This window comes from Magnetospira sp. QH-2, from assembly GCF_000968135.1.
Lineage (GTDB): Bacteria > Pseudomonadota > Alphaproteobacteria > Rhodospirillales > Magnetospiraceae > Magnetospira.
The window spans coordinates 3,118,639-3,137,960 of the sequence record NZ_FO538765.1; the positions used below are offsets into that span (position 1 = coordinate 3,118,639).

Below are 19,322 nucleotides of genomic sequence, written 5' to 3' on the forward strand. Positions count from 1 at the left end.
ACATAATGACCCATGAACCCGATCACATTCAGGAAACCCATGCGCGCCCGACTTGCCCAGTTCTTGTTCGGTGACCCACCACAAGGCCAATTGCCGGAGCGGGTTTGCCGCGCCATTGAGCGTCAACAGCACGGCAGCGAGATTCTCATTGCCTGGGTGCAACTGACCATCATCACCTTTTTCGGCGTGCTATACGCCATTGCCCCCAAGGGCTTCATGAATACGGAATTCGCCCCGGTGCCCTGGGCCATCGGGGCCTTCTTTGCTTTTTCCGTGGTGCGCCTGGCGCTGATCCACAATGGGTTCTCGGGGCGGGGAATTTCCCTGGTCGGGGTGGTGGTGGATATCCTGCTCCTGATGGCCTTAATTTGGGTATTCCATATCCAATACATGCAGCCCGCGCCGTTCTATCTAAAAGCCCCGACTCTGCTCTATGCCTTCATCTTCATCACCTTGCGCGCCTTGCGCTTCGATCCGCTGTTCGTGGTGGTTGGCGGCGTGACCGCGGCCCTGGGATGGGCCGGGCTGGTGATTTACGCCATAGGCGACTCCGCCGATGGCATGGGGGTCATCACCCGCAATTTCGTTGAATACACCACCGGTCATTGGGTGCTGATCGGCGCCGAGGTGGACAAGATCTTCGTCATCCTGACCGTCACCGGCGTGCTGGCTCTGACTTTGGTGCGGGCCAAGCGGCTGCTCTATGGCGCCGTGTCGTCGGAAACCACGGCCAAGGACTTGTCGCGTTTCGTCACCCAAGAGGTCGTCGACCGAGTCACCCATGCGGACAGCGAGATTCAACCGGGCAGCTGCGAAATGCGCACCGCTTCGGTATTGTTCACCGACATCGAGGGATTCTCGACCATTGCCGAGAAAATCACCCCGCCGCAATTGATGAGTGGACTGAACGACTATTTCGCCACCCTGTCGGATATTATCGAGGCCCATGAGGGTGTCATCGATCAGTATCAGGGCGATGCCCTGCTGGTGACCTTCAATGCCTCGCGTCCCGATGCGGACCATGCCCGCCACGCGCTGGAAGTGGCCCTGGCCATTCAGGAAACGGTGGCCGAGCGCAGGTTCGGCGACCGGAACCTGCGCTTTCTCACCCGCTGTGGAATCAACACCGGTGAGGTGGTGGTTGGCGCCTTCGGGTCCCGGGACCGGCTGCTGTTCACTGTCCACGGAGACGAGGTCAACGTGGCCGCCCGCCTGGAACAGATGAACAAGCAATATGGGACCTATGTTCTGGCCACGGAGTCCACTCTTACCGCCGCTGGAAACGGGTTCCATGTGGCGCCCAAGGGCGAGGTGACGGTCAAGGGCCGCTCGGCCCCCACTCAGTTCTCGGCCGTCACGCGAGAGAAATGACCTGTCCCGGTTGGGCGAATCCCTTGAAGCCGTCAGCCCCCGGCAAGCCTCCGTCGTTGTAGTGATATAGCCACATGCGTTCGCGCCAGACTTCGGGCAGGGTCAGGAGACGGTGGTAATGGGCGTGGGCCCCGGACTCGCAATTCACCAGGGTTTCACAATCCTGCAAAATCACATCCGCCTCCTCGTAGAAAGGAGCCAAGGTTTCGGGATGGAACATACTGTCCGTTGTCAGCAAGGTACGGCGGTTATTGATGGCCATCATCAGACCATAGGAATGTGATTGCTGATCCCCGCAGATGAAATGGGGCAACCGTACCAGACGGCACGCCAGACCTTGCCATTGAAATGTTCCGCCGGACGGCAAGGAATGCAGCGTGAAATAGGTCTCCAGGTCGGCCTTGCCGAACTTCAGGCCTTCCAACCCAGCTTGCAGGCAATGGGTCCAAAGCTCATCCACCAGGCTTTCATGAATGAATAGGTCCGGTGGCGCGCAATCTGGATCGAAATAGCGGCGGAAGGCAAGCCATTCCAGGCCGCCCACATGGTCCGCATGCAGATGGCTGATGTAAAGGGCATCCACATTTGTATGGTCGAGCCCCTGGGCCTTCATGGACCAACGGATGTCGCTGCCACAGTCCAGGAGCAGGCCGCGACGATTAACAGGATCATCGGGAATCGGTGATGCTTCCACGAACATATTGCTCTGGAAGTTGCCGTCGGCGACGGTAAAGGCCGCGCCGGTGCCGAGAAAGGTCAGCTGCATGATGGGCTGCTGTCCAATTGTTTCACCTACTGATGATATGGGTCTGCCGCGTCCCGGAGTCCATCGCCAAGGAAATTAAACGCCAAAACTGTAATAACAACAGGGACAACGGGCATCATCAACCAAGGATAAAGCACCACTGCCTCGATATTTTGCGCTTCGGTCAACAACACGCCCCAACTGGTCACCGGCGGACGCAGACCCAATCCCAAGAAGCTCAGGGCCGTTTCACCGAGGATCATGGTCGGCACGGCCAGGGTCAGCGAAGCAATCAAATGGCTGAGGAAGTTGGGCAGCAAATGCCGGCCAATCACCCGCGAGGGAGGCGCGCCCATCATCTCGGCGGCGGTCACGTAGTCTTCCTCTTTGAGCGATAGCAGCTTCGACCGCACGGCACGGGCCAGCCCCGGCCAGTCCAAGAGTCCCAGGATCAAGGTGATACAGAAATAGACCCAGACTGGGTTCCAGTTGATCGGCACCGCCGCCGACAAGGCCATCCACAAGGGCAGTTCGGGCAGGGAGCGAAGAATTTCGATCATCCGCTGGATGACATTATCCACCCAGCCGCCGAAATATCCGGCCATGCCGCCCAGAGTAATGCCGAGAATAAAGCTGACGGTGATGCCCAACAGGCCGACGGATAGCGAGATCCGCGCGCCAAAAATCAGCCGCGAGAACATGTCCCGGCCCAACCGATCGGTGCCGAGCAGGAACAAGGTACTGTCCTTGGGGGCACAAACCAGATGAAAGTCCATCGGGATCAGGCCCCAGAACTCATAGGGATCGCCGCGGCAGAAGAAGCGAAGCCGGTCGATCTTATCCGGGTTGGGGGTGTACTCCCGCTTCAGGGTTTCCATGTTGAGCCGATAGTCGAGGCCATAGACAAACGGCCCGACAAAGGCGCCCTTGTCGAATAGATGAATGCCCTGGGGCGGGGCATAGATGAAGTCGGTATTGCGCGTATGCAGGCTATAGGGCGCCAGCATCTCCGATATGAGGACGGAGAAATACATGAGCACCAGCACCAGCCCGGAGCCCACGGCCAGGCGGTGCCGTTTCAGCCGCCACCACATCATCTGCCACTGGGAGGCCATGTAGAGCCGTTCCTGTTCCTTGCTCAGGGTCGGATCGACCTGCGGAACAAAAGGCTCGTCGGAGACGTAATGGGGCAGGCGTTCGGTCATTTGGCCTTCCCCCCGGTCAGTCGGATGCGCGGATCCAGCACCGCAAGCAACACATCGGAAATGAACATGCCGAAAACGGTCAGCACCGCCAGCAGGAACAGGAACGATCCGGCCAGGTAGATATCCTGACTCTGCAGGGCCTGCAACAAGATCGGCCCGGTGGTCGGCAAGGACATGACCGTGGAAACGATCACCGCGCCGGACACTACCTGCGGCAACAGGTTGCCGATATCGGCAACGAAGGGATTCAGAGCCATGCGCAGGGGGTATTTGACCAGCAGTTTGCCCGGCGACACACCTTTGGCCCGAGCCGTCACCACATACTGCTTATGCAGTTCATCCAACAGGTTGGCGCGCAGCCGACGGATCATTCCCGCCGTGCCCGCCGTGCCGATGACCACCACCGGCACCCAGAGATGCTCCAGCACGCTCAGGGCCTTGGCGACGCTCCAGGGTTGACCGATGAAGGTTGGGTCCATCAGCCCGCCGATGGAGGTGCCGAACCAGACATTGGCAAAATACAGCAAGACCAGGGCAAGCAGGAAATTAGGCGTGGCCAATCCAAGGAATCCCAGGAACGACAGGCCATAGTCGGTCCAACTGTATTGGTGCGTGGCCGAATAGACGCCGATGGGGAAGGACACCAGATAGATGAAGATGATGGTCGCCACGTTCAGCAGGATCGACAGCGGCACCCGGTCGCCCACCACATCCACCACCGGCAGATTATATTCGAACGAATAGCCAAAATCCCCCTGAAGGATGCCCAGCATCCAATCCACATATTGCTCCACCGGCCCTTTGTCGAGGCCATACTGGGCGCGCAGGAACTCGATTTTTTCCGGCGAAACCATCTCGCCCTGGCTCTCCAACTCGGCGATATAAGCCGAGATGAAATCCCCGGGCGGTAGCTGAATGATGACGAAAATAAGGGCGTTGATCACCAACAAGGTGAAAATCATCCCGAGCAGGCGACGGACCAGATATCCAGCCATTATTGCCCCCCCTCACCCGTATCGGTGAACCAGAAGGTATCGGGCCGGTGAATGCCCAAGTGCGCGCCCGGGTCCCAGCCATAGGTCGCCTCTTGGGGCACGTTGCGCAGCTTGTCCGACACCACCACCGGCTGAAACACGCCCGCCACCGTACCGATGGTCAAGGCCTCCGATGCATAGAGGTCCAGCATGCGGCGCCAGATCTTATGCCTTTCCTCGGTGGTCTTGGAGACGATCCATTGGTTGTAGAGATCCATCAATTCCGCCGCCGGGGCATAATCGATGGGTTCACCCGCATGACCCTTGGTCTCGAAATACTGCCCCCACTTGGGCCAGATCAGCTTATTTTGATTCACCGGGGCCAGTTCGTTGGGCGCCATGTCCGGGGTTACCAGGGCATTGTCCAGCCCCCACCAGACGCTCATGGTGGTGGCGCCGGAAAATACCCGGTTGCGCAGCAATTCCCGTTGCAAAGGCTTGGGATAGAGCTTCACGCCAACCTTTTGCCAACTGTCGCCGATCAGCGACAGAACGTCGGTCTGCTCGACGCTTTCTCCGGCGGTTTCGACAACAATTTCCAATGGCTGACCATTGGACAACAGGCGGATGCCGCGGTCATCCCGTTCGGTCAGGCCCAACCCATCGAGCATCTTGTTGGCTGTATCCATGTCGAACTGGGCCCAGGCGGTGGCACAGTCTTCATGATAGAGCGGGCTTTGCGGCAGGGTGTTATCGCAGATTTCCAGGGCCAACCCGTAATAGATCACCTGATTGATCTCGTGCCGGTCGATGGCCATGGACAGGGCCCGGCGAAAATCGCTTTGCCGCATCAGTTCCCGCCATACCGGGTCTTTGGTGTTCAGATTGGGATAGAGCGCCACCTGCGACCCGTTGGTACGGCGCCACAAGAGCACCCGGTAGCCGTTACGCTTTTCCCCCTGCTTGAGGAAGGTGTAATTATTGAACGACAAATACCGAGCCTGAAGGTCCACATCCCCTGCCCCAACCTTGGCCGGGATCAACTTCTTATCGGAGATGGACATGATCACCCGGTCGATGTAGGGCAGTTGCCGCCCAGCCTCGTCGATCCGGTGATAGAAAGGGTTGCGCTCGAAAATGAAGCGGTCCGACGGCGGCTTGGTGCGCAGGACCCAAGGCTGCAGAGTCGGCAGATCCGGGTTGGAGGTCTTGTACATGCGCCCCATGCGGAACTGCAAGGCCACCCAGTTACGCTGTTTTTCATTTTTAACCAGTTGTTCCAAGGCGTCCGGTTTCTGGTACTTCTTGTGAAAGGACTTCAGGTAATGGGCTGGAGCAAAAAGGTATAAAGGCCGCGCACCGGCCAGCATGGACAGAAATCGGGGATTGGGCTTGTCCCAGCTATAGCGAACGGTGGTTTCATCGAGAAACTCCACACGCGGCGGCTGGCCGTCCACCGCCAACATCTGCGGCGGACCGTTGGGGGACATTTCCGGATTGTTGGCGATATCTTCCCACCAGTAGCGGAAATCCTCGCTGGTGAAAGGATGGCCGTCGGACCATTTGTGGCCGGGCCGCAGGTGGAAGGTGAACACCCGACCGTCCGCCACATCGACCTTTTCCAGCAAATCCGGCTTGATATCGAAATCCGTGTCATAGCCCACCAGCCGCGCATAGCCGTAAACCACCATCATGCGGGTGTCCTTGGCTCGGCCCATGAGGGTACGCAGGGTACCGCCGTGGCGTCCCGGCTGGTCGTCACCGGTCAGCTTGACCACCGAGGGCACGCTCGGCAGCCGCTCGCCCACCGGTGGCATTGTTCCCGCCGCCACCGGCTCGACCAGCATGGGGGTTTCCACCAGTGCCCGCGCCGGAGTAGCCAGGACGATCAAGGACAAGGCCAGTAGAGAGCCAAGACGCATCATGCGGCGACCTCCGACCTGTCACCGGTCACCAGCACCCGATGGCCATCGCCCACGGTCTGCATGAGTCCGGACATATCCCCCTGCAAGGCATAGGGCTTGGGCCAGGATTCCGGATCCGATCCGCTGCCTTCGGCCTCGCCGGCGAAAGCACTGAGCCAGGCCGAGCCCCGGTCCGCATCGGGCACCGCCGCCAACAAGGTGCGGGTATAGGGATGTCGGGGATCTTCATAAATGGCGTCTGTCGGCCCCTCTTCCACCACCCGACCCTTGCACATGACGAGGATCCTGTCGCAGAGATAACGCACCACCGCCAGATTATGCGACACGAACAGGTAAGTCAGGTTGAGCTCGTTCTGTAAATCCTTGAGCAGGTTCAGCACCTGTGCCTGTACCGATACATCCAAGGCCGAGACCGGTTCGTCGCAGAGCAATAGGTCCGGCTGCAAGGCCAAAGCCCGGGCGATGCCGATCCGTTGCCGCTGGCCGCCGGAGAAGCTGTGCGGATAGCGGTTGAGGAAGCGATGATCGAGCCCCACGGCGCTCATCAGTTCCTTGACCATGTCCATACGATAGGCCTTGTCCCCCAGGCCATGAATTTCCAACGGCTCGCTGATCAACCCGAACACCGTCATGCGCGGGTCCAGGGAGCTGGCCGGATCCTGAAACACATACTGCATGCGCCGCCGATAGGGGATCATCTTCTTGTCGTTGAGCGCCAACAGGTCCACCGGTTCGCCGTGATCATCAAAGCACAGCGCACCGCCATTGGGCTGCAAGGCCCGCATGATGATCTTGCTGACCGTGGTCTTGCCGCAACCACTTTCGCCCACCAGCCCCAGGCTTTCGCCGCGGGCAATGTCGAAGGAAACGTTATTGACCGCATGGACCACATTTGGTCCGACCCCGAACAGATTGCCTTTCTTCTTGCCGGTGAAGATCTTGTCCAGATTGCGCACGGTGAGCAGGGGATTGGATTGATCGGCCCCTTCCGGCGGCGGTTCTTTGGCCCCCAACAGGTCACCATGCTGCACCTTGACCTCGCGGATGGGCACCAATCGCTCGTCCCCGTGACCGTGCAAACGCGGCAGGGCGCGGAACAGGGCCTTGAGATAATCATGCTGGGCGTCGGCAAAAATCTCGTCCGCCGGGCCGCTTTCCATGACTTGGCCGTGGTACATGACCACCACTTCGTCGGCGATGTTCGCCACCACGCCCAGGTCATGGGTGATCAGCAGCACTGCCATGCCGAATTCCCGTTGCAGATCTTTGATCAGCTTGAGAATTTGCGCCTGTACCGTGACATCCAACGCGGTGGTGGGCTCGTCGGCAATAAGCAAAGATGGGCCGGAGACCAGGGCCATGGCAATCATCGCCCGCTGGCGCATGCCCCCCGACAGCTCGAACGGATACATCTCGTAGGCGCGCTCCGCATCGGGGAACCCGACCCGGTCGAGCATATCCAGCACCCGAGCTTTCTTGCCCAGCTCGGTACCGCTAAGATGCAGGTCCAGGGCCTCGCTGACCTGATTGCCGACCGTATAGAGCGGCGACAGGGACGTCATGGGGTCCTGGAAAATCATGGAGATTTCGCCGCCACGCACCTTCTGCATACACTTGCCGTCGCGCGGCATCTCGGCCAGCAGCAGGCGCTTGCTGGAATCCCGCCGCACGCCGTTGGCGTCCCCCAACTTTCCGTGATCGTCAAAAGCGATGGTGCCGCCCGAGACCCGGCCATTGTTGGGCAGCAGGCCCATGATCGCCTGAGCCACTGTCGATTTGCCGGACCCGGACTCGCCCACGAGCGCCACGGTCTTGCCCGGCCGCATGCGAAAGGAAATATCGCGCACCGCCGCCATCTCACCCGAATGCAAAGTGAATTTAACTTCTAGGTTCTCGACGGTCAGCAGATCCTTCACAGCAGCCCCTTTTCTTTCAGGGCGGCCAAATTGGCCCGGGTAGTGTCGGAGAGTTTCGCCTGATTGGTCTCGGCTGCCTTGATCGCTGCGTTCAGAATCGGCTCGAAATTTCCCATCCGTGAGTCCAGCGTCATCTTGCGACGGCCCGACCATAGGCTCAGGCACATCCAGCCGCCATCCCGATCCAGGCGGGTGGAATAGTAACGCAGATCCAATTTGTCCAAATCCAGCCAGCGGAGCGACGCTTCGGGCTCTCCCATTCGGGTGACCCCAGTGGGATCGAGCTCATAGCGGGTCCTCCCCTTGTCCCATGCCCGCAAGCCATAGCCCGCGAAAAGGGCCGCCAGACCAAGCAGGATGGTCAAGGATATCGGGTGCCGAACGCCCAGGAACACTGGCGCCAGACAAAGACAGGCTCCCGCCACGCCACGCCACAGGTCGCCGCCAAAGGCGGATCGGTTTGGGCTGAAGCTGCGGGAAAGAGCCGTCACGTCTGTTCCTCCCAAGTAACCCAGTCTGCCGCCGGGTGTGCCCTGGTCATCGCTCCCAACTGATCGAGGAAATCCCAGGATTCGTTTTTGTTTACCAGATGATGGGTCAGGAGTCCCGTGGGTTCAAATGGCTCCACGCGGTTTTCCCGGCGCGCTTTCAAATGGTTGACGAGGGTCGCAATCACTCTTTCCGCCCCGGGGAACCGGGCATCATGGGACCAATCGACAATATCCACATGGGTGTTGAGGAGACGGAGTCCCCGCTCATCCACCGGTGCGGCACGCGGTTTGAAGGTCGACAGGGCCCGATAACCCAGATCCGGCAGCATTTTGACCACTGAATCACGAATGCGGTTCCAGGGCGGCACCATCATGGGCACCATCTGCGGCCCGAACAGCCGATCCAGAATGGCGCGCCCATCGCCCAAGTGGCGGGCCACTTCTTGATCATTCAGCGTTCCGCCCAACTCTATTTTCTTTTCCTCGCCGGATCCATGATTGCTATGGGCCAGACCATGCTGGGCCACGCGCACCAGGCTATTTCCCGCCAAACGGTCCGCCAGGGACCGGGTGGCCGGTTGGGGAATTACCGCCAGGGTCAAAGGGATGCCACGATCCGCCGAACAAGCCAGCAGACGGTCCAAAGGGGCCGATGGCTCCGTGGCATCATCATCCCGCCACCATAAAGTGGCGCGGCGCCCGGTAAGCCGCCAGGCATCCAATTCAGCATTCAAGGGGGCAAATGGATCGGTCATAACGGAATCAGTATGAACAGCCCTGCTCTCGCTGGCAATCAACGCTTTCGTGACGGTTCGCGTTTCGGTGGATTGCTGGTCCAATCGGTCAGCAACCGGACCGTTTCCGCGACACCGCCCATAGCCATGCCGCTGACATCCGGCCGATTCAGGGTCAGCGCCGATTCCACCGCCGCCGCCAGGCTTTGCGGGGTCAGATCAGGCTCTTCCACCATCCGCGCCAGATCCCGCTCCACCAGATACTTGGCGCGCAGGGTTTGTTCGGTCTCCCCACCTTCCGCATAGGGCACCAGCACCGACCGCGCCCCGGCGGTGAGAATATCGGTCACCGTGTTATAGCCGGCCTGGGAAATGGATAACGCGCAGTGATCCAACATGGCGGTGAAATCCGGCCGCGCCCGCTCGACAATCACCCCTTCGGGTGCTTCGTCGGCCAGGACGTCAAACCGGTCTTGGGGCAAGCCGTGGCCGATCAGCAGCCGCCATGTGTGATCATGCAAGGCGCTCAGCGCCCGGGCCCCCATGGCGCTCCGATATAGAGGTTCGCTACGCCCGCCACCGCCAGCCGAAACCAGCACTTCGTCCAACCCGGCAACGGTGGTGATATTCTGCTTCTGCGCGATGTACCCGGTATAGGTCAGCAGATGCTGGATCCGTTCCGGATAGGGAAAGGTGGATTCGAAGGAAATCACCGTCGGGTCCCCATGTACCATGATGCGGTCGTAGTCCCGGTTGGCGATATCGGCCATCTCGGCATAGCGCGAGGGCTTTTTCATGGTCACCAGAATGTCGCGCACGGAACAGATCACCCAGGTGCCCGGGTCATGCCCGCGCGCGCGGGCAATCAACGGCTCCAACTCAAACCGCAAAGATTTACGCCCGAACGGATAAAGCTCGGTCACCAGCACGCCAGGGTTCACCGCGTCGAACAAGGCCAGCAACTGGTCCCGCCGCCGCGCTTTCCAGTCATCGCTCAGTGGCTCATCGTTCTCATCCACCAGGGTCTGGAACGAGGCATCGGTGGCCCGCACCGGCGGCAGAAATTCCATATGCGCGCCGCCAAAATCGATATTGGGATTGGGAAAGCCGCCATGGGCCACCACGGTTTCCACTCCCGATGCCGCCAGGGCCCGCGCAATGGCGGCTGCGCGCGCGATATGGCCGATGCCCAGCAAGTGCTGCACATGAATAAGGACGGGGCGCGCGATCATGGGGACTCCAGGGGAACGTTCAGGTGTTCGACTGCGGGTTGGGCACTGGCGTTCAGGGTAAACTGATGCCAGCAGCCATCCTTGAGTTTTTGCGGTGGCTTGCCCACCATATCCCAACCGCTGGCCATGGCATACAAAGCCCGAATGACCCCTTTATGGGCGACCACAACGGCATTCTCGCCGGACCTTGACCGTTCGGACAAAAAGAAAGTGAGTCGGGCCATCACGTCGCGTGGCGGTTCCCCACCGGGGGCGTGGAAGTCACGCCCCGTCAGCCCCTGGGCCCCGGGACGATCACGCAAATCGGCTAACAGCAGGCCCTCCCAATCTCCCCAGTGGGTCTCGGTCAAGCGGGGATCAGCCAGTGGCTCGCGACCACAAAGCAGGGTCGCGGTTTCCATGGCCCGTTCCAAGGGACTGCTGAAGAGTCGCCAGTCATCCATGTGGGGCGGCAGATGCCAGCGCGACACGGTTTTGCGCCCGGCTCCATCCAACGGCACGTCGCTACGCCCCTGCAATCGCCCTTCGCGGTTCCAGGCCGTGGGTCCATGGCGCAAAATGGCGAGTCTCACGGTCATGATAAGAGATCTTTCAAAGCCTGTGCCGCGTTGATCAGATGGTGATGGTCGTGGACCCGGTCCAGCGCCGCCTGCCCCATGGACCGACGGCGAATCGGATCATCAAGCAGAGCCCGCACCGAATCGGCAAAGGCCCTTGAGTCTCCCACCGTCGGCAGCAGGCCGCAACGCCCCACCCGAACCACGTCCGGCACGCCGCCCGTTAATCCGCCCACAATGGGCAGGCCCTGGGCTTGAGCTTCCAGGAAGACCATGCCGAAAGCCTCGTTGACGGCGGGCCAGACGAATAGATCCGCGGCGCGATAGATCGCGGGCAGGGCGGCAGGCGGTTGCTGCCCCAAATAGCTTACCCGATCCCGGCCCAAGCGTTGCTCCACCTGGGCTCTCGCCGCGCCATCCCCGACCACCATCAGCCGCCATGGCCGGTCCCGCAGGTGGTTCAGGGCTTTACCCAGTACCTGGTAAGAGGCCAGCTTATCGCCTTCGCGCATCATCGCCACGGTCAGCAGCCAGGGCTCGTCCATGGGCAGATGGTATCGGGCGGCCAAGGAAGCGCGGACAGAGTCGCGATCTTCCAGCGCCGGTGGATCAAGAAAGGGCGGCAGGAAACGAACGTTCGCCTCAGGGCGCAGAACCGGCTGAACACAGGCCAGATCATGGCGATTGAGAGCCAGAACCCAATCGGCCCGGCCCAAGGCCTCGGTCACGGCCCAATGCCCCTTGTCCCAGGACCCGCCCGCCCGCTTTGGCGCGTGGGAGGCCTCGATCACGCCATAAGGAATATCAAGGGCCGTGGCCACCCGGGGTCCAAGCCAGTCCGGTGCCTTGTAGTAGAGGTGATAAGTAACCCAGGCCCGGGGCGGATCGTTTTTGAATCGCTCGATCAACTTCCCCGCCAGCCAATCCCCGACCTGCGCCAATCGGTCCTGCTTGGCCGGATCGCCGCGCCCGTCGCGGCTGCGAAACCGGCAGGCCAATTGAACCGAATGTCCAGCCTGTTCCAGGGCCTTGATCACCAATCGGGCCATCTCCCGATCCCCCGACGGCGTCGGATGATCCGGCGGCTTCATGGGGGCATAGAAGGCAACCCTCACGGGCTTTTCTCCAACCCGAAACGGGCCGCGAGCTTGTCCAATCCCGCTTCCACCGTGAATTCTTTCTCCACCACCTCACGCCCCCGATTCCCCAGTTTTTGGCGCCTATCCGGGTTTTTGATCAATTGTTCTATTGCGTGAGCGAGCGCTTGGGGATCCTCTGATGGCACCAAAAGGCCGTTTTGGTCCTCGCGAATCAATTCTCCAATGGCCGAGACCCGGGTGGAAACCACCGGCAGGCGCTGACTCTGGGCTTCCATGAGCACATTGGGCAGGCCGTCCCGATCACCGTTGTCGGCTACCCGGCAGGCCAGGACGAAGAGATCGGCCGCCCGATACTGCTCGATGACCCTTTCCTGAGGCTGCGCCCCCAACCACTGGATCCGATCATTCACCCCCAGTTCTCGAGCCAGGGATTGAAGCGCTGTTCGCTCCGGCCCGCCGCCGATATGGGCTAGCTGCCACTTCAGATCCCTGGGTAAAAGAGCCAGGGATCTCAACAACACATCGTAGCCCTTCTTGACCACCGCTCGCCCCACCGACAGCAACCGCACCGGATGGATGGCATCGCCGCCGTCCGCTTCCGAGTGGCAACGACCGGGATCGGGAAAGCGCGACAGATCCAGCCCATGATAGATCAGCTGCACCCGACCCGGGTCCGGGGCCAAGGCGGCCAGATGAGCCCGATTGACCTCGGTACAGGTGGCCAGCCAGGCGCAATCGGCCAGCTTTTCCACTTTTTCCCAGTCCGGCGAGGTCCAAATATCCTTGGCATGGGCCGACACGCTCCAAGGCAGGCCACGCATCGTGGCCGCATAGCGGGTTACCGAGGCCGGCGTATGTAAAAAATGGGCGTAGAGCCAGGGGATATGGTCATCCAGTTCCCGCGCCAACACCAGGGCCTGCCCAAAGCGGCGCACGCGATTGGGAGAGAAATCCCGTTTCAGATCCCGCCACCAGGTAGCCAGCGCCTTGCCATAGCCCGGCAGCCTGCGCGCCATCCGCCACCCCCTCCAGACCCGCAGGGGCTCCTGGTACAGATACTCCGGTAGATAGAGAACCGGCGCCTTGATTTCCCGATGCACCGGATGCACCGCCTTGTCTGTGGGATGACGTAGGGAAATCAGCGTGATGTCCAGCCCACGCTTTTCAAGACCCAGGATTTCCTGAGCGATAAAGGTTTCGGACAGGCGGGGATAGCCCTTCAGAACCAAGCCGATCCGACGGGTCATTCAGCGCGCCTGAACCAAAGTCAACGGCGTCTGTCCGGTGGCTGCCCCCAGGTGAGCCTCGGCGAAATGACCGATGGTCTCCAATCCGGTCATCAAATTCGAACCGGCTGATTCCGATGGTCGGGGCCAGGACTCCACATCACACAGGGCCCGGGCCATTTGCAGGGAACTGCGCCCTCCACGGGCATCCATCATCCGCACCAGTCCCAGTTTTTCCGCCGCCGTGGCACGGATGTACTGTTCCAGGCGCGGTTCCGTACGCGGCACGATCAAGGCTGGTTTATCCAAGGACAGCAACTCACAGAAAGTGTTGTAGCCGCCCATGGCGACCACAACCGAGGCCCGCTGCATGATGGCCCCCATACGGCTATGGAAGTCCATGGCTATGACCATGGGCAGGCGGTCGATACGGTCTTGGAACGCGGCCTGGGTTTCCGGCGCCATGAAGGGCCCGAACACCACCAGGGCCGGATAGGGAATATCAACCCCCGTTTCATAGGCCGATATGACCCAATCCACCATTTCCTCACCGTCCCCGCCACCGCCTGGGGTCACCAGGATGTAGGGAATATCCCGATAGGGCAGATCCTGCGGCATAGGACGTTGCTCGGTCAGCACGCTGGACAAGTAGCCGGTGAACTTCACCCGGTCCTTGACCCTGGACGAAACAGCCTGACCTTGCAGCGGATCGTAAATCTCCTTCAGCCCATAGACCCAGATCTCGTCATAGAACCTTTCCAAGGCATCCACCACGCCCTTGCGCTCCCATTCCCGTTCGAGAATATCCGGATCATCCATAATATCGCGCAGGCCTAAGACACAAGGCGTGCCGCGCGCCTTGAGCATTTCCAGCGTGCTCCGCACTTCCCCGCGCAGCCCCAGGGGTTCTTTGTCCACGATGAACAGGTCCGGGTCGAAAACCTCCGCGGTACGCTGGATTATCGCCTCGCGCAGGTCCAGGGTCTGATGGATGTCGAGATGTAAATTCAGTGCCTCGTATTCGCCATTGCGCAGCTTGATCACGCCCGGAACGCGGACAAAATCCACCCGGGTGCGGTATTCATAGCTGCCGATGATCGGAGAGCCGGAGATAATCAGAACCGATAGATCCGGCCACAGATCCACCAGGTAGTTGGCGATACGGCGGCAGCGCCGCAGGTGCCCAAGCCCGAAGCTATCATGGCTGTAGATCAAGATACGCTTGCCGTCGCGGGTCGGGTTCATGGGTTTCTCCGACGTTTTTACGATGCGCGGGCGGAAATTAGCACGGTTCCGCCTGTTCAATCCAGCTTCAGGTCCAACAGCACGATTTCTGAATAGAGAAAGTCCAGGTCGGGCGGTTGCAGGTGATCGGACAGAAAGCGTCTTGGCACCGGGATCTGTTCCCGGGTCGCGGTACCATCACATCCCCTTAGGAATCGCTCGTCCGCAGCCAACAAGGCGGAATCTTCTGGCAGCAGGGTGCGCGCCAGGGCCGGGGCGGCCTCGGCCAACAGGGCGCCGTTGTCCCCATATAGCAGGTCCAGATGCAGCCGATGCCCATCCTTGCGCTTGGCAACGAAGATGAACAGGCCGCTGCCCGCGTCACCTTCCACCCAGACCGGCAGCAAATCGAACGCACAGTGGTCTTGCAGAATTTGCGCCTGATCCGTGGTCAATCGAGATTCAAAAGAGATCGGATCGGTGAGAATTTCCACCTTGATGGGCGCCTCCGTCCGATTCCAGACCCGTCGATGACTATCCAGCAGACCAAAGCCCCAGCGGTCATATAGCGGCAGCGTGCGTCGGGCGATGCTGACGACGCTATAGGTTGCCGCGCCCCGATCATCCAACAACGTCTGATACAGGTCCAGGCCCAGGGAGCCCTGGCGAAATTCCTTGCGTAGATACCAGGAACTCAGCGAGGCGGTTAGTTCCCGTTGTCCGCGGATCCGTCGCTCGGCGTAGATGCGACCGATAAATCCCACCACCTCGCCGTCGACCTCGGCCAGACAGCCATGATCAAGCGCCTCGACCGGACGGGACCAGGGCGGATCAAACAAGCGCAGCCACCGCGTTTCGGGGATTTTGCGATTCATGTGGGTATGCAGCAACCGCGCCACCGCTGGAGCGTCTTTCTTGTGGGCCGGGCGCAGGCGGATGCTCATGGCGCGCCCCCGAAAAGGATTTCCGGATGTTCCCAGCGGGCTGCCGGATGGTCGCGAGTGATCTCCAACAGAGTTTCGACAAAGACCCAGGCCGCCTTATCCATTTCCCGGTGATGAGTCACCAGTCCGGTGACCTGATCAGGCTCAATCCGGGCCAGACGTTCCAGTAAGCACCCGCCGACCTTTTCCCATCCGCCGAAACGGGCGGCGCCTTTCCAGCGTAATGGGTCCACATGGCCGTCGTGACGCAAGAACCCGGGCAGAGGTTCCCTGCTCTCATTCTCGCCCTCCGCCGATAAACCGAGAAACCCCTGTTCCTTCAAGCCCGGCAATAGGGCGAGGTCAATGCGATTCCAAGGCGGCACCATGACTTTCAAGAGACGGTCGCCGAACTGATCGTTCAGGCGAGCCAGACCGTCGGCCACCTCGGACAGCACCGTTGCTGGGGATCGATGGGGACCCAACTCCCAGGCGCCCAGCCCTTTGCCCCGAGGGGCATGATTAACATGCGCCACCCCATGCTGAACCACCGTCACCGGGCCGCGCAACCAATCGCCAGGCGAGACATTGAGGGGGATCACGGCCAAGGCCAGAGGGGCTTGAAATGATGTGGAAAGATCGAACAACTGGTCGAGAGCTCTATGCGGCCCGGTGGCATCGTCATCGCGCCACCACAGCCGGGCGACCCGCCCCGCCGCCTGCCAACGGTCCAATTCGGTCCGAAGGGCTTTGGCGAAAGCAGCGCGGTTCTCCATGATTATTCAGCAGCGTCGCGGACGATCTTTTTCGGCAGCACGTTCATGGGCTGGCGGTCCAGCTTGGTAGGACACATGCCGCAGACCCATTCCGTGCGCCGGTCGAAGAAGTCTTCCAACTCTTCGTCCGAGGCATCGAGGCCGATACCCTTGTACTGCATGTAGGGCCACCATTCTTCGTGCTGATACAGATCGAACTTGTCAGCCACCAGCCCCAAGAAGGCCAGCGGCGGACATTTCCAGATCCGCCCCAGATGCAAAGTCCAGCATTTGCGATTGTCGCAGACTTTGTAGCTGGCTGCCGGATCACCATCGTCGAAGGGTTTCATAGTCGCCCCCTCGCCTCGGTAGGCTTTGTAGAAGTTCTCGGAATGGCGCAGCCGGAAATCAAATCCGTATTCCTCCCGCGCCGCTTCGATCTCGGCCAAGCGGGGATTGAACTGAGCCAGGTATTTCTGGTCGGTGGTGGAGTGGCAGCTCACTTCCAGCTTGGTGCCGGTATCCACCAGGGTCTGCCAGAGATCCGGGTATTTGTATAAGAGCAGGCCGTTGGAGATCAGCAGCCGCTTGGTATCGGGCCAAAGCTCGGCGACCAGTCGAACATAGTCGAGCATATGCGGATTGATCGCTGGTTCGCCGCCCAGCATCCCGAACAGCTCCGGCCGCACCCGTTCGGCCCAGCGACGCAACCAGGCCTCGCCGGTCTTGAAATCCACGGAGCCAGGTAGGCTGTAGTTGGAATAATGGGCGCAGCCCTCGCAGCGGAGGTTGCACATATAGGAAATATCCATTTCCAACTGCGGAATGGTCAGCACGGCCATGGGTCGGCGCCCGGTTTGTTGATCCTGCCCTTTACATAGCGAGGCCAAGGGCCAAGGTCATCCCCCAATCACGAAACCATGAAGGAATGTGACGAAAAGGCGATTGCTTATTCGGGTTTGAAGATGCCCTCTTGGATCATGCAGCGGACCATTTCGTAGTCCGTATTGACCAGTTCACGGAAAAACATCAGCTTCTTCAGGCCCACCGCGTTGTCGCGCGCGCTCTCCCATTGACCGGTACGCAACATCTCGCTGATCTGATCAAGGACAAACAAGTATGCCCCGTGTTCCTGCTCGTGCTTGGATTTATGCTCTAAAGACAAACCGGAGGTGAGCTTCCCCATGATTTCGTCTTCTTTGCGGATATGAGCAACGAAGAAGCCCCGGATTTCGCTGATCAATACCTGCAATTGCGTAAAGTCCGCCGCGGCACTGGCCGCCAGACCGAACTCATCCAGCATTTCAAATAGCTTTTTATGGTCCTCGTCGAGATCATCGATCCCGATCTCCAAGGACTCTTCCCATCCGAATTCGCTCACGGCATTCCCAATTTTTCTTTTGCTGCGAATGCCATCTTGCGAAGTCGCCGTGTTAATTTCCGGCATTCTCCGACCTCCAAGATGGATAAATTTCCTTAACCCTGCGAAACGATTGTATGATAAATCCCCGAATTTTGAAAGGTCAAGTTGACGCCGGTCGGTTGATTAATCCCTCAAGAACATAATTATCATATTGTTACATAAAGACTATTGATCTTAGGCAGCCGTCTACGACGGCACTGGGCCCATCCCTGGTGGCGGGCAGGGGAAGGCGAAGGAGACCGCTTTTCCGCCGCCACCCTTAAAAACTCTGTGGTGGCAACAATTTGGCGGAACAGGCAGGCATCCCATCGGGCAAAACCTAAACCAGCCCCGACGCCACGATGGCGCGGAGCTGGGCTTGGTAGGTCATGATATACACGGAATCCAACAGACCGCTGAAACGAGACGCCCCTTCGCGCCTGTCAGGTCCAATGGGACCCGCTGGACAGACGCGACCCTATTGGAATCGGTCACGTTTATTCGTGCTTGATCGACTCCGATCAAACAAGACGTGATCTAGCGCGTGTCGGGTCCAATCGGACCCGCTAGACACGCGCGACCTTATTGGAATCGATCACGTTTTTCATGTTTGATCGAATCCGATCAAACACGACGTGATCTAGCGGGTCGGAACCGGAGTCTCGCCGGAATAGTCATAGAAGCCCTTGCCGGTTTTGCGGCCATACCAACCGGCTTCCACGTACTTCACCAGCAACGGACAGGGACGGTATTTGGTATCGGCCAGTCCTTCGTGGAGCACGTTCATGATTGCCAAGCAGGTATCCAACCCGATGAAGTCCGCCAATTCCAGCGGTCCCATGGGGTGGTTGGCGCCCAGTCTCAGGGCCGTATCAATACTTTGCACGGACCCGACACCTTCATAAAGCGTGTACACCGCCTCGTTGATGGCCGGCAGCAGGATCCGGTTGACGATAAAAGCCGGGAAATCCTCTGCGCTGACCGGAGACTTGCCCAGCTTGATGGACAATTCGGTAATTTGATCAAAGGTTTCGGCATCGGTGGCGATGCCACGAATGACTTCGACCAACTTCATCACCGGCACCGGATTCATGAAATGCATGCCGATGAACTTGCCGGGGCGGTCCGTATGGGCCGCCAGGCGGGTGATGGAAATGGACGAGGTGTTGGAAGCGATAATCGCTTCAGGTTTCAAAACCGGGCAGAGATTGTCGAAAATGGTCCGCTTGACCGGTTCCACTTCCGAGGCGGCCTCGACCACCAAGTCGCAGTCGGAGAAAACGCTCAGTTCCGTACTGGTCTGGATGCGGCCCATGGTCGCTTCCAAGTCATCGCTGGAAATCTTTCCCTTGCTGACCTGGCGTTCGAGTTTTCCCCTGACCACGGCCATGCCTTTGTCCAAGGCATCCTGACTGACATCTGACACATAGACGTCGTAACCGCCCGCAGCGCAGATCTGGGCAATACCCCCACCCATCTGTCCAGCGCCGATCACGCCAATTTTCTCAATCATCCTCGAGCTCTCCTTGAATGGCGGGATTT

18 protein-coding genes are annotated in these 19,322 nt (G+C 59.8%); 1 reads left to right on the top strand and 17 read right to left on the bottom strand.

All coding sequences use genetic code 11. The features are described 5' to 3' along the window. The first annotated feature begins 39 nt into the window (after nucleotides 1-39). Nucleotides 40-1,371, top strand: coding sequence for an adenylate/guanylate cyclase domain-containing protein (locus MGMAQ_RS14725; protein ID WP_046022139.1), 1,332 nt, complete (start codon nucleotides 40-42; stop codon nucleotides 1,369-1,371). Here MGMAQ_RS14725 and MGMAQ_RS14730 read toward each other — a convergent pair. The 17 genes from MGMAQ_RS14730 to MGMAQ_RS14810 all read right to left on the bottom strand — a co-directional run bounded on the left by MGMAQ_RS14730 (nucleotide 1,355) and on the right by MGMAQ_RS14810 (nucleotide 19,293). Next, nucleotides 1,355-2,137 carry an MBL fold metallo-hydrolase gene (locus MGMAQ_RS14730; protein WP_046022140.1) on the bottom strand — a complete coding sequence of 261 codons (783 nt, stop codon included), beginning with the start codon at nucleotides 2,135-2,137 and terminating at the stop codon, nucleotides 1,355-1,357. The two genes, MGMAQ_RS14725 and MGMAQ_RS14730, sit on opposite strands and share 17 nt — an antisense overlap. A 26-nt stretch (nucleotides 2,138-2,163) precedes the next feature. Then, entirely contained in the window at nucleotides 2,164-3,321 is a 1,158-nt protein-coding gene (locus MGMAQ_RS14735) for an ABC transporter permease (protein ID WP_046022141.1), read from the bottom strand. After that, nucleotides 3,318-4,316, bottom strand: coding sequence for an ABC transporter permease (locus MGMAQ_RS14740; protein ID WP_046022142.1), 999 nt, complete (start codon nucleotides 4,314-4,316; stop codon nucleotides 3,318-3,320). The genes MGMAQ_RS14735 and MGMAQ_RS14740 overlap by 4 nt, the downstream gene beginning before the upstream one ends. Next, on the bottom strand, nucleotides 4,316-6,220 hold the full coding sequence (locus MGMAQ_RS14745) for an ABC transporter substrate-binding protein (protein WP_046022143.1): 1,905 nt from the start codon (nucleotides 6,218-6,220) through the stop codon (nucleotides 4,316-4,318). The genes MGMAQ_RS14740 and MGMAQ_RS14745 overlap by 1 nt, the downstream gene beginning before the upstream one ends. Then, nucleotides 6,217-8,136: an ABC transporter ATP-binding protein gene (locus MGMAQ_RS14750; RefSeq protein WP_046022144.1), complete on the bottom strand. Its 1,920-nt coding sequence runs from the start codon at nucleotides 8,134-8,136 to the stop codon at nucleotides 6,217-6,219. The genes MGMAQ_RS14745 and MGMAQ_RS14750 overlap by 4 nt, the downstream gene beginning before the upstream one ends. Beyond that, nucleotides 8,133-8,627 carry a hypothetical protein gene (locus tag MGMAQ_RS21455; protein ID WP_046022145.1) on the bottom strand — a complete coding sequence of 165 codons (495 nt, stop codon included), beginning with the start codon at nucleotides 8,625-8,627 and terminating at the stop codon, nucleotides 8,133-8,135. Before MGMAQ_RS21455 ends, MGMAQ_RS14750 begins: the two co-directional genes overlap by 4 nt. Continuing rightward, nucleotides 8,624-9,382 carry a polysaccharide deacetylase family protein gene (locus MGMAQ_RS14760; protein ID WP_046022146.1) on the bottom strand — a complete coding sequence of 253 codons (759 nt, stop codon included), beginning with the start codon at nucleotides 9,380-9,382 and terminating at the stop codon, nucleotides 8,624-8,626. The genes MGMAQ_RS21455 and MGMAQ_RS14760 overlap by 4 nt, the downstream gene beginning before the upstream one ends. Nucleotides 9,383-9,420: 38 nt before the next feature. Then, complete coding sequence (locus MGMAQ_RS14765) at nucleotides 9,421-10,593, bottom strand: glycosyltransferase family protein (protein WP_046022147.1); 1,173 nt, start codon at nucleotides 10,591-10,593, stop codon at nucleotides 9,421-9,423. Continuing rightward, the gene (locus MGMAQ_RS14770; protein WP_046022148.1) at nucleotides 10,590-11,171 is read right to left on the bottom strand and encodes a histidine phosphatase family protein; all 582 of its coding nucleotides are present in this window, start codon (nucleotides 11,169-11,171) and stop codon (nucleotides 10,590-10,592) included. Before MGMAQ_RS14770 ends, MGMAQ_RS14765 begins: the two co-directional genes overlap by 4 nt. Next, nucleotides 11,168-12,265, bottom strand: coding sequence for a glycosyltransferase family 4 protein (locus MGMAQ_RS14775; RefSeq protein ID WP_046022149.1), 1,098 nt, complete (start codon nucleotides 12,263-12,265; stop codon nucleotides 11,168-11,170). The genes MGMAQ_RS14770 and MGMAQ_RS14775 overlap by 4 nt, the downstream gene beginning before the upstream one ends. Next, nucleotides 12,262-13,497 carry a glycosyltransferase family 4 protein gene (locus MGMAQ_RS14780; RefSeq protein WP_046022150.1) on the bottom strand — a complete coding sequence of 412 codons (1,236 nt, stop codon included), beginning with the start codon at nucleotides 13,495-13,497 and terminating at the stop codon, nucleotides 12,262-12,264. The genes MGMAQ_RS14775 and MGMAQ_RS14780 overlap by 4 nt, the downstream gene beginning before the upstream one ends. Then, nucleotides 13,498-14,721 carry a glycosyltransferase family protein gene (locus MGMAQ_RS14785; RefSeq protein WP_046022151.1) on the bottom strand — a complete coding sequence of 408 codons (1,224 nt, stop codon included), beginning with the start codon at nucleotides 14,719-14,721 and terminating at the stop codon, nucleotides 13,498-13,500. Nucleotides 14,722-14,777: 56 nt separating this feature from the next. Next, a complete protein-coding gene (locus MGMAQ_RS14790) occupies nucleotides 14,778-15,644 on the bottom strand; it encodes a GNAT family N-acetyltransferase (RefSeq protein WP_046022152.1) in 867 nt (288 codons plus the stop codon). Then, entirely contained in the window at nucleotides 15,641-16,399 is a 759-nt protein-coding gene (locus tag MGMAQ_RS14795; protein ID WP_046022153.1) for a polysaccharide deacetylase family protein, read from the bottom strand. Before MGMAQ_RS14795 ends, MGMAQ_RS14790 begins: the two co-directional genes overlap by 4 nt. 2 nt (nucleotides 16,400-16,401) lie before the next feature. Further along, on the bottom strand, nucleotides 16,402-17,220 hold the full coding sequence (locus MGMAQ_RS14800; protein WP_046022154.1) for a radical SAM protein: 819 nt from the start codon (nucleotides 17,218-17,220) through the stop codon (nucleotides 16,402-16,404). Nucleotides 17,221-17,327: 107 nt separating this feature from the next. After that, nucleotides 17,328-17,759, bottom strand: coding sequence for a hemerythrin domain-containing protein (locus MGMAQ_RS14805; RefSeq protein ID WP_158498874.1), 432 nt, complete (start codon nucleotides 17,757-17,759; stop codon nucleotides 17,328-17,330). 661 nt (nucleotides 17,760-18,420) lie between these two features. Continuing rightward, the gene (locus MGMAQ_RS14810) at nucleotides 18,421-19,293 is read right to left on the bottom strand and encodes a 3-hydroxybutyryl-CoA dehydrogenase (protein WP_046022156.1); all 873 of its coding nucleotides are present in this window, start codon (nucleotides 19,291-19,293) and stop codon (nucleotides 18,421-18,423) included. Between the last annotated feature and the right edge of the window lie 29 nt (nucleotides 19,294-19,322).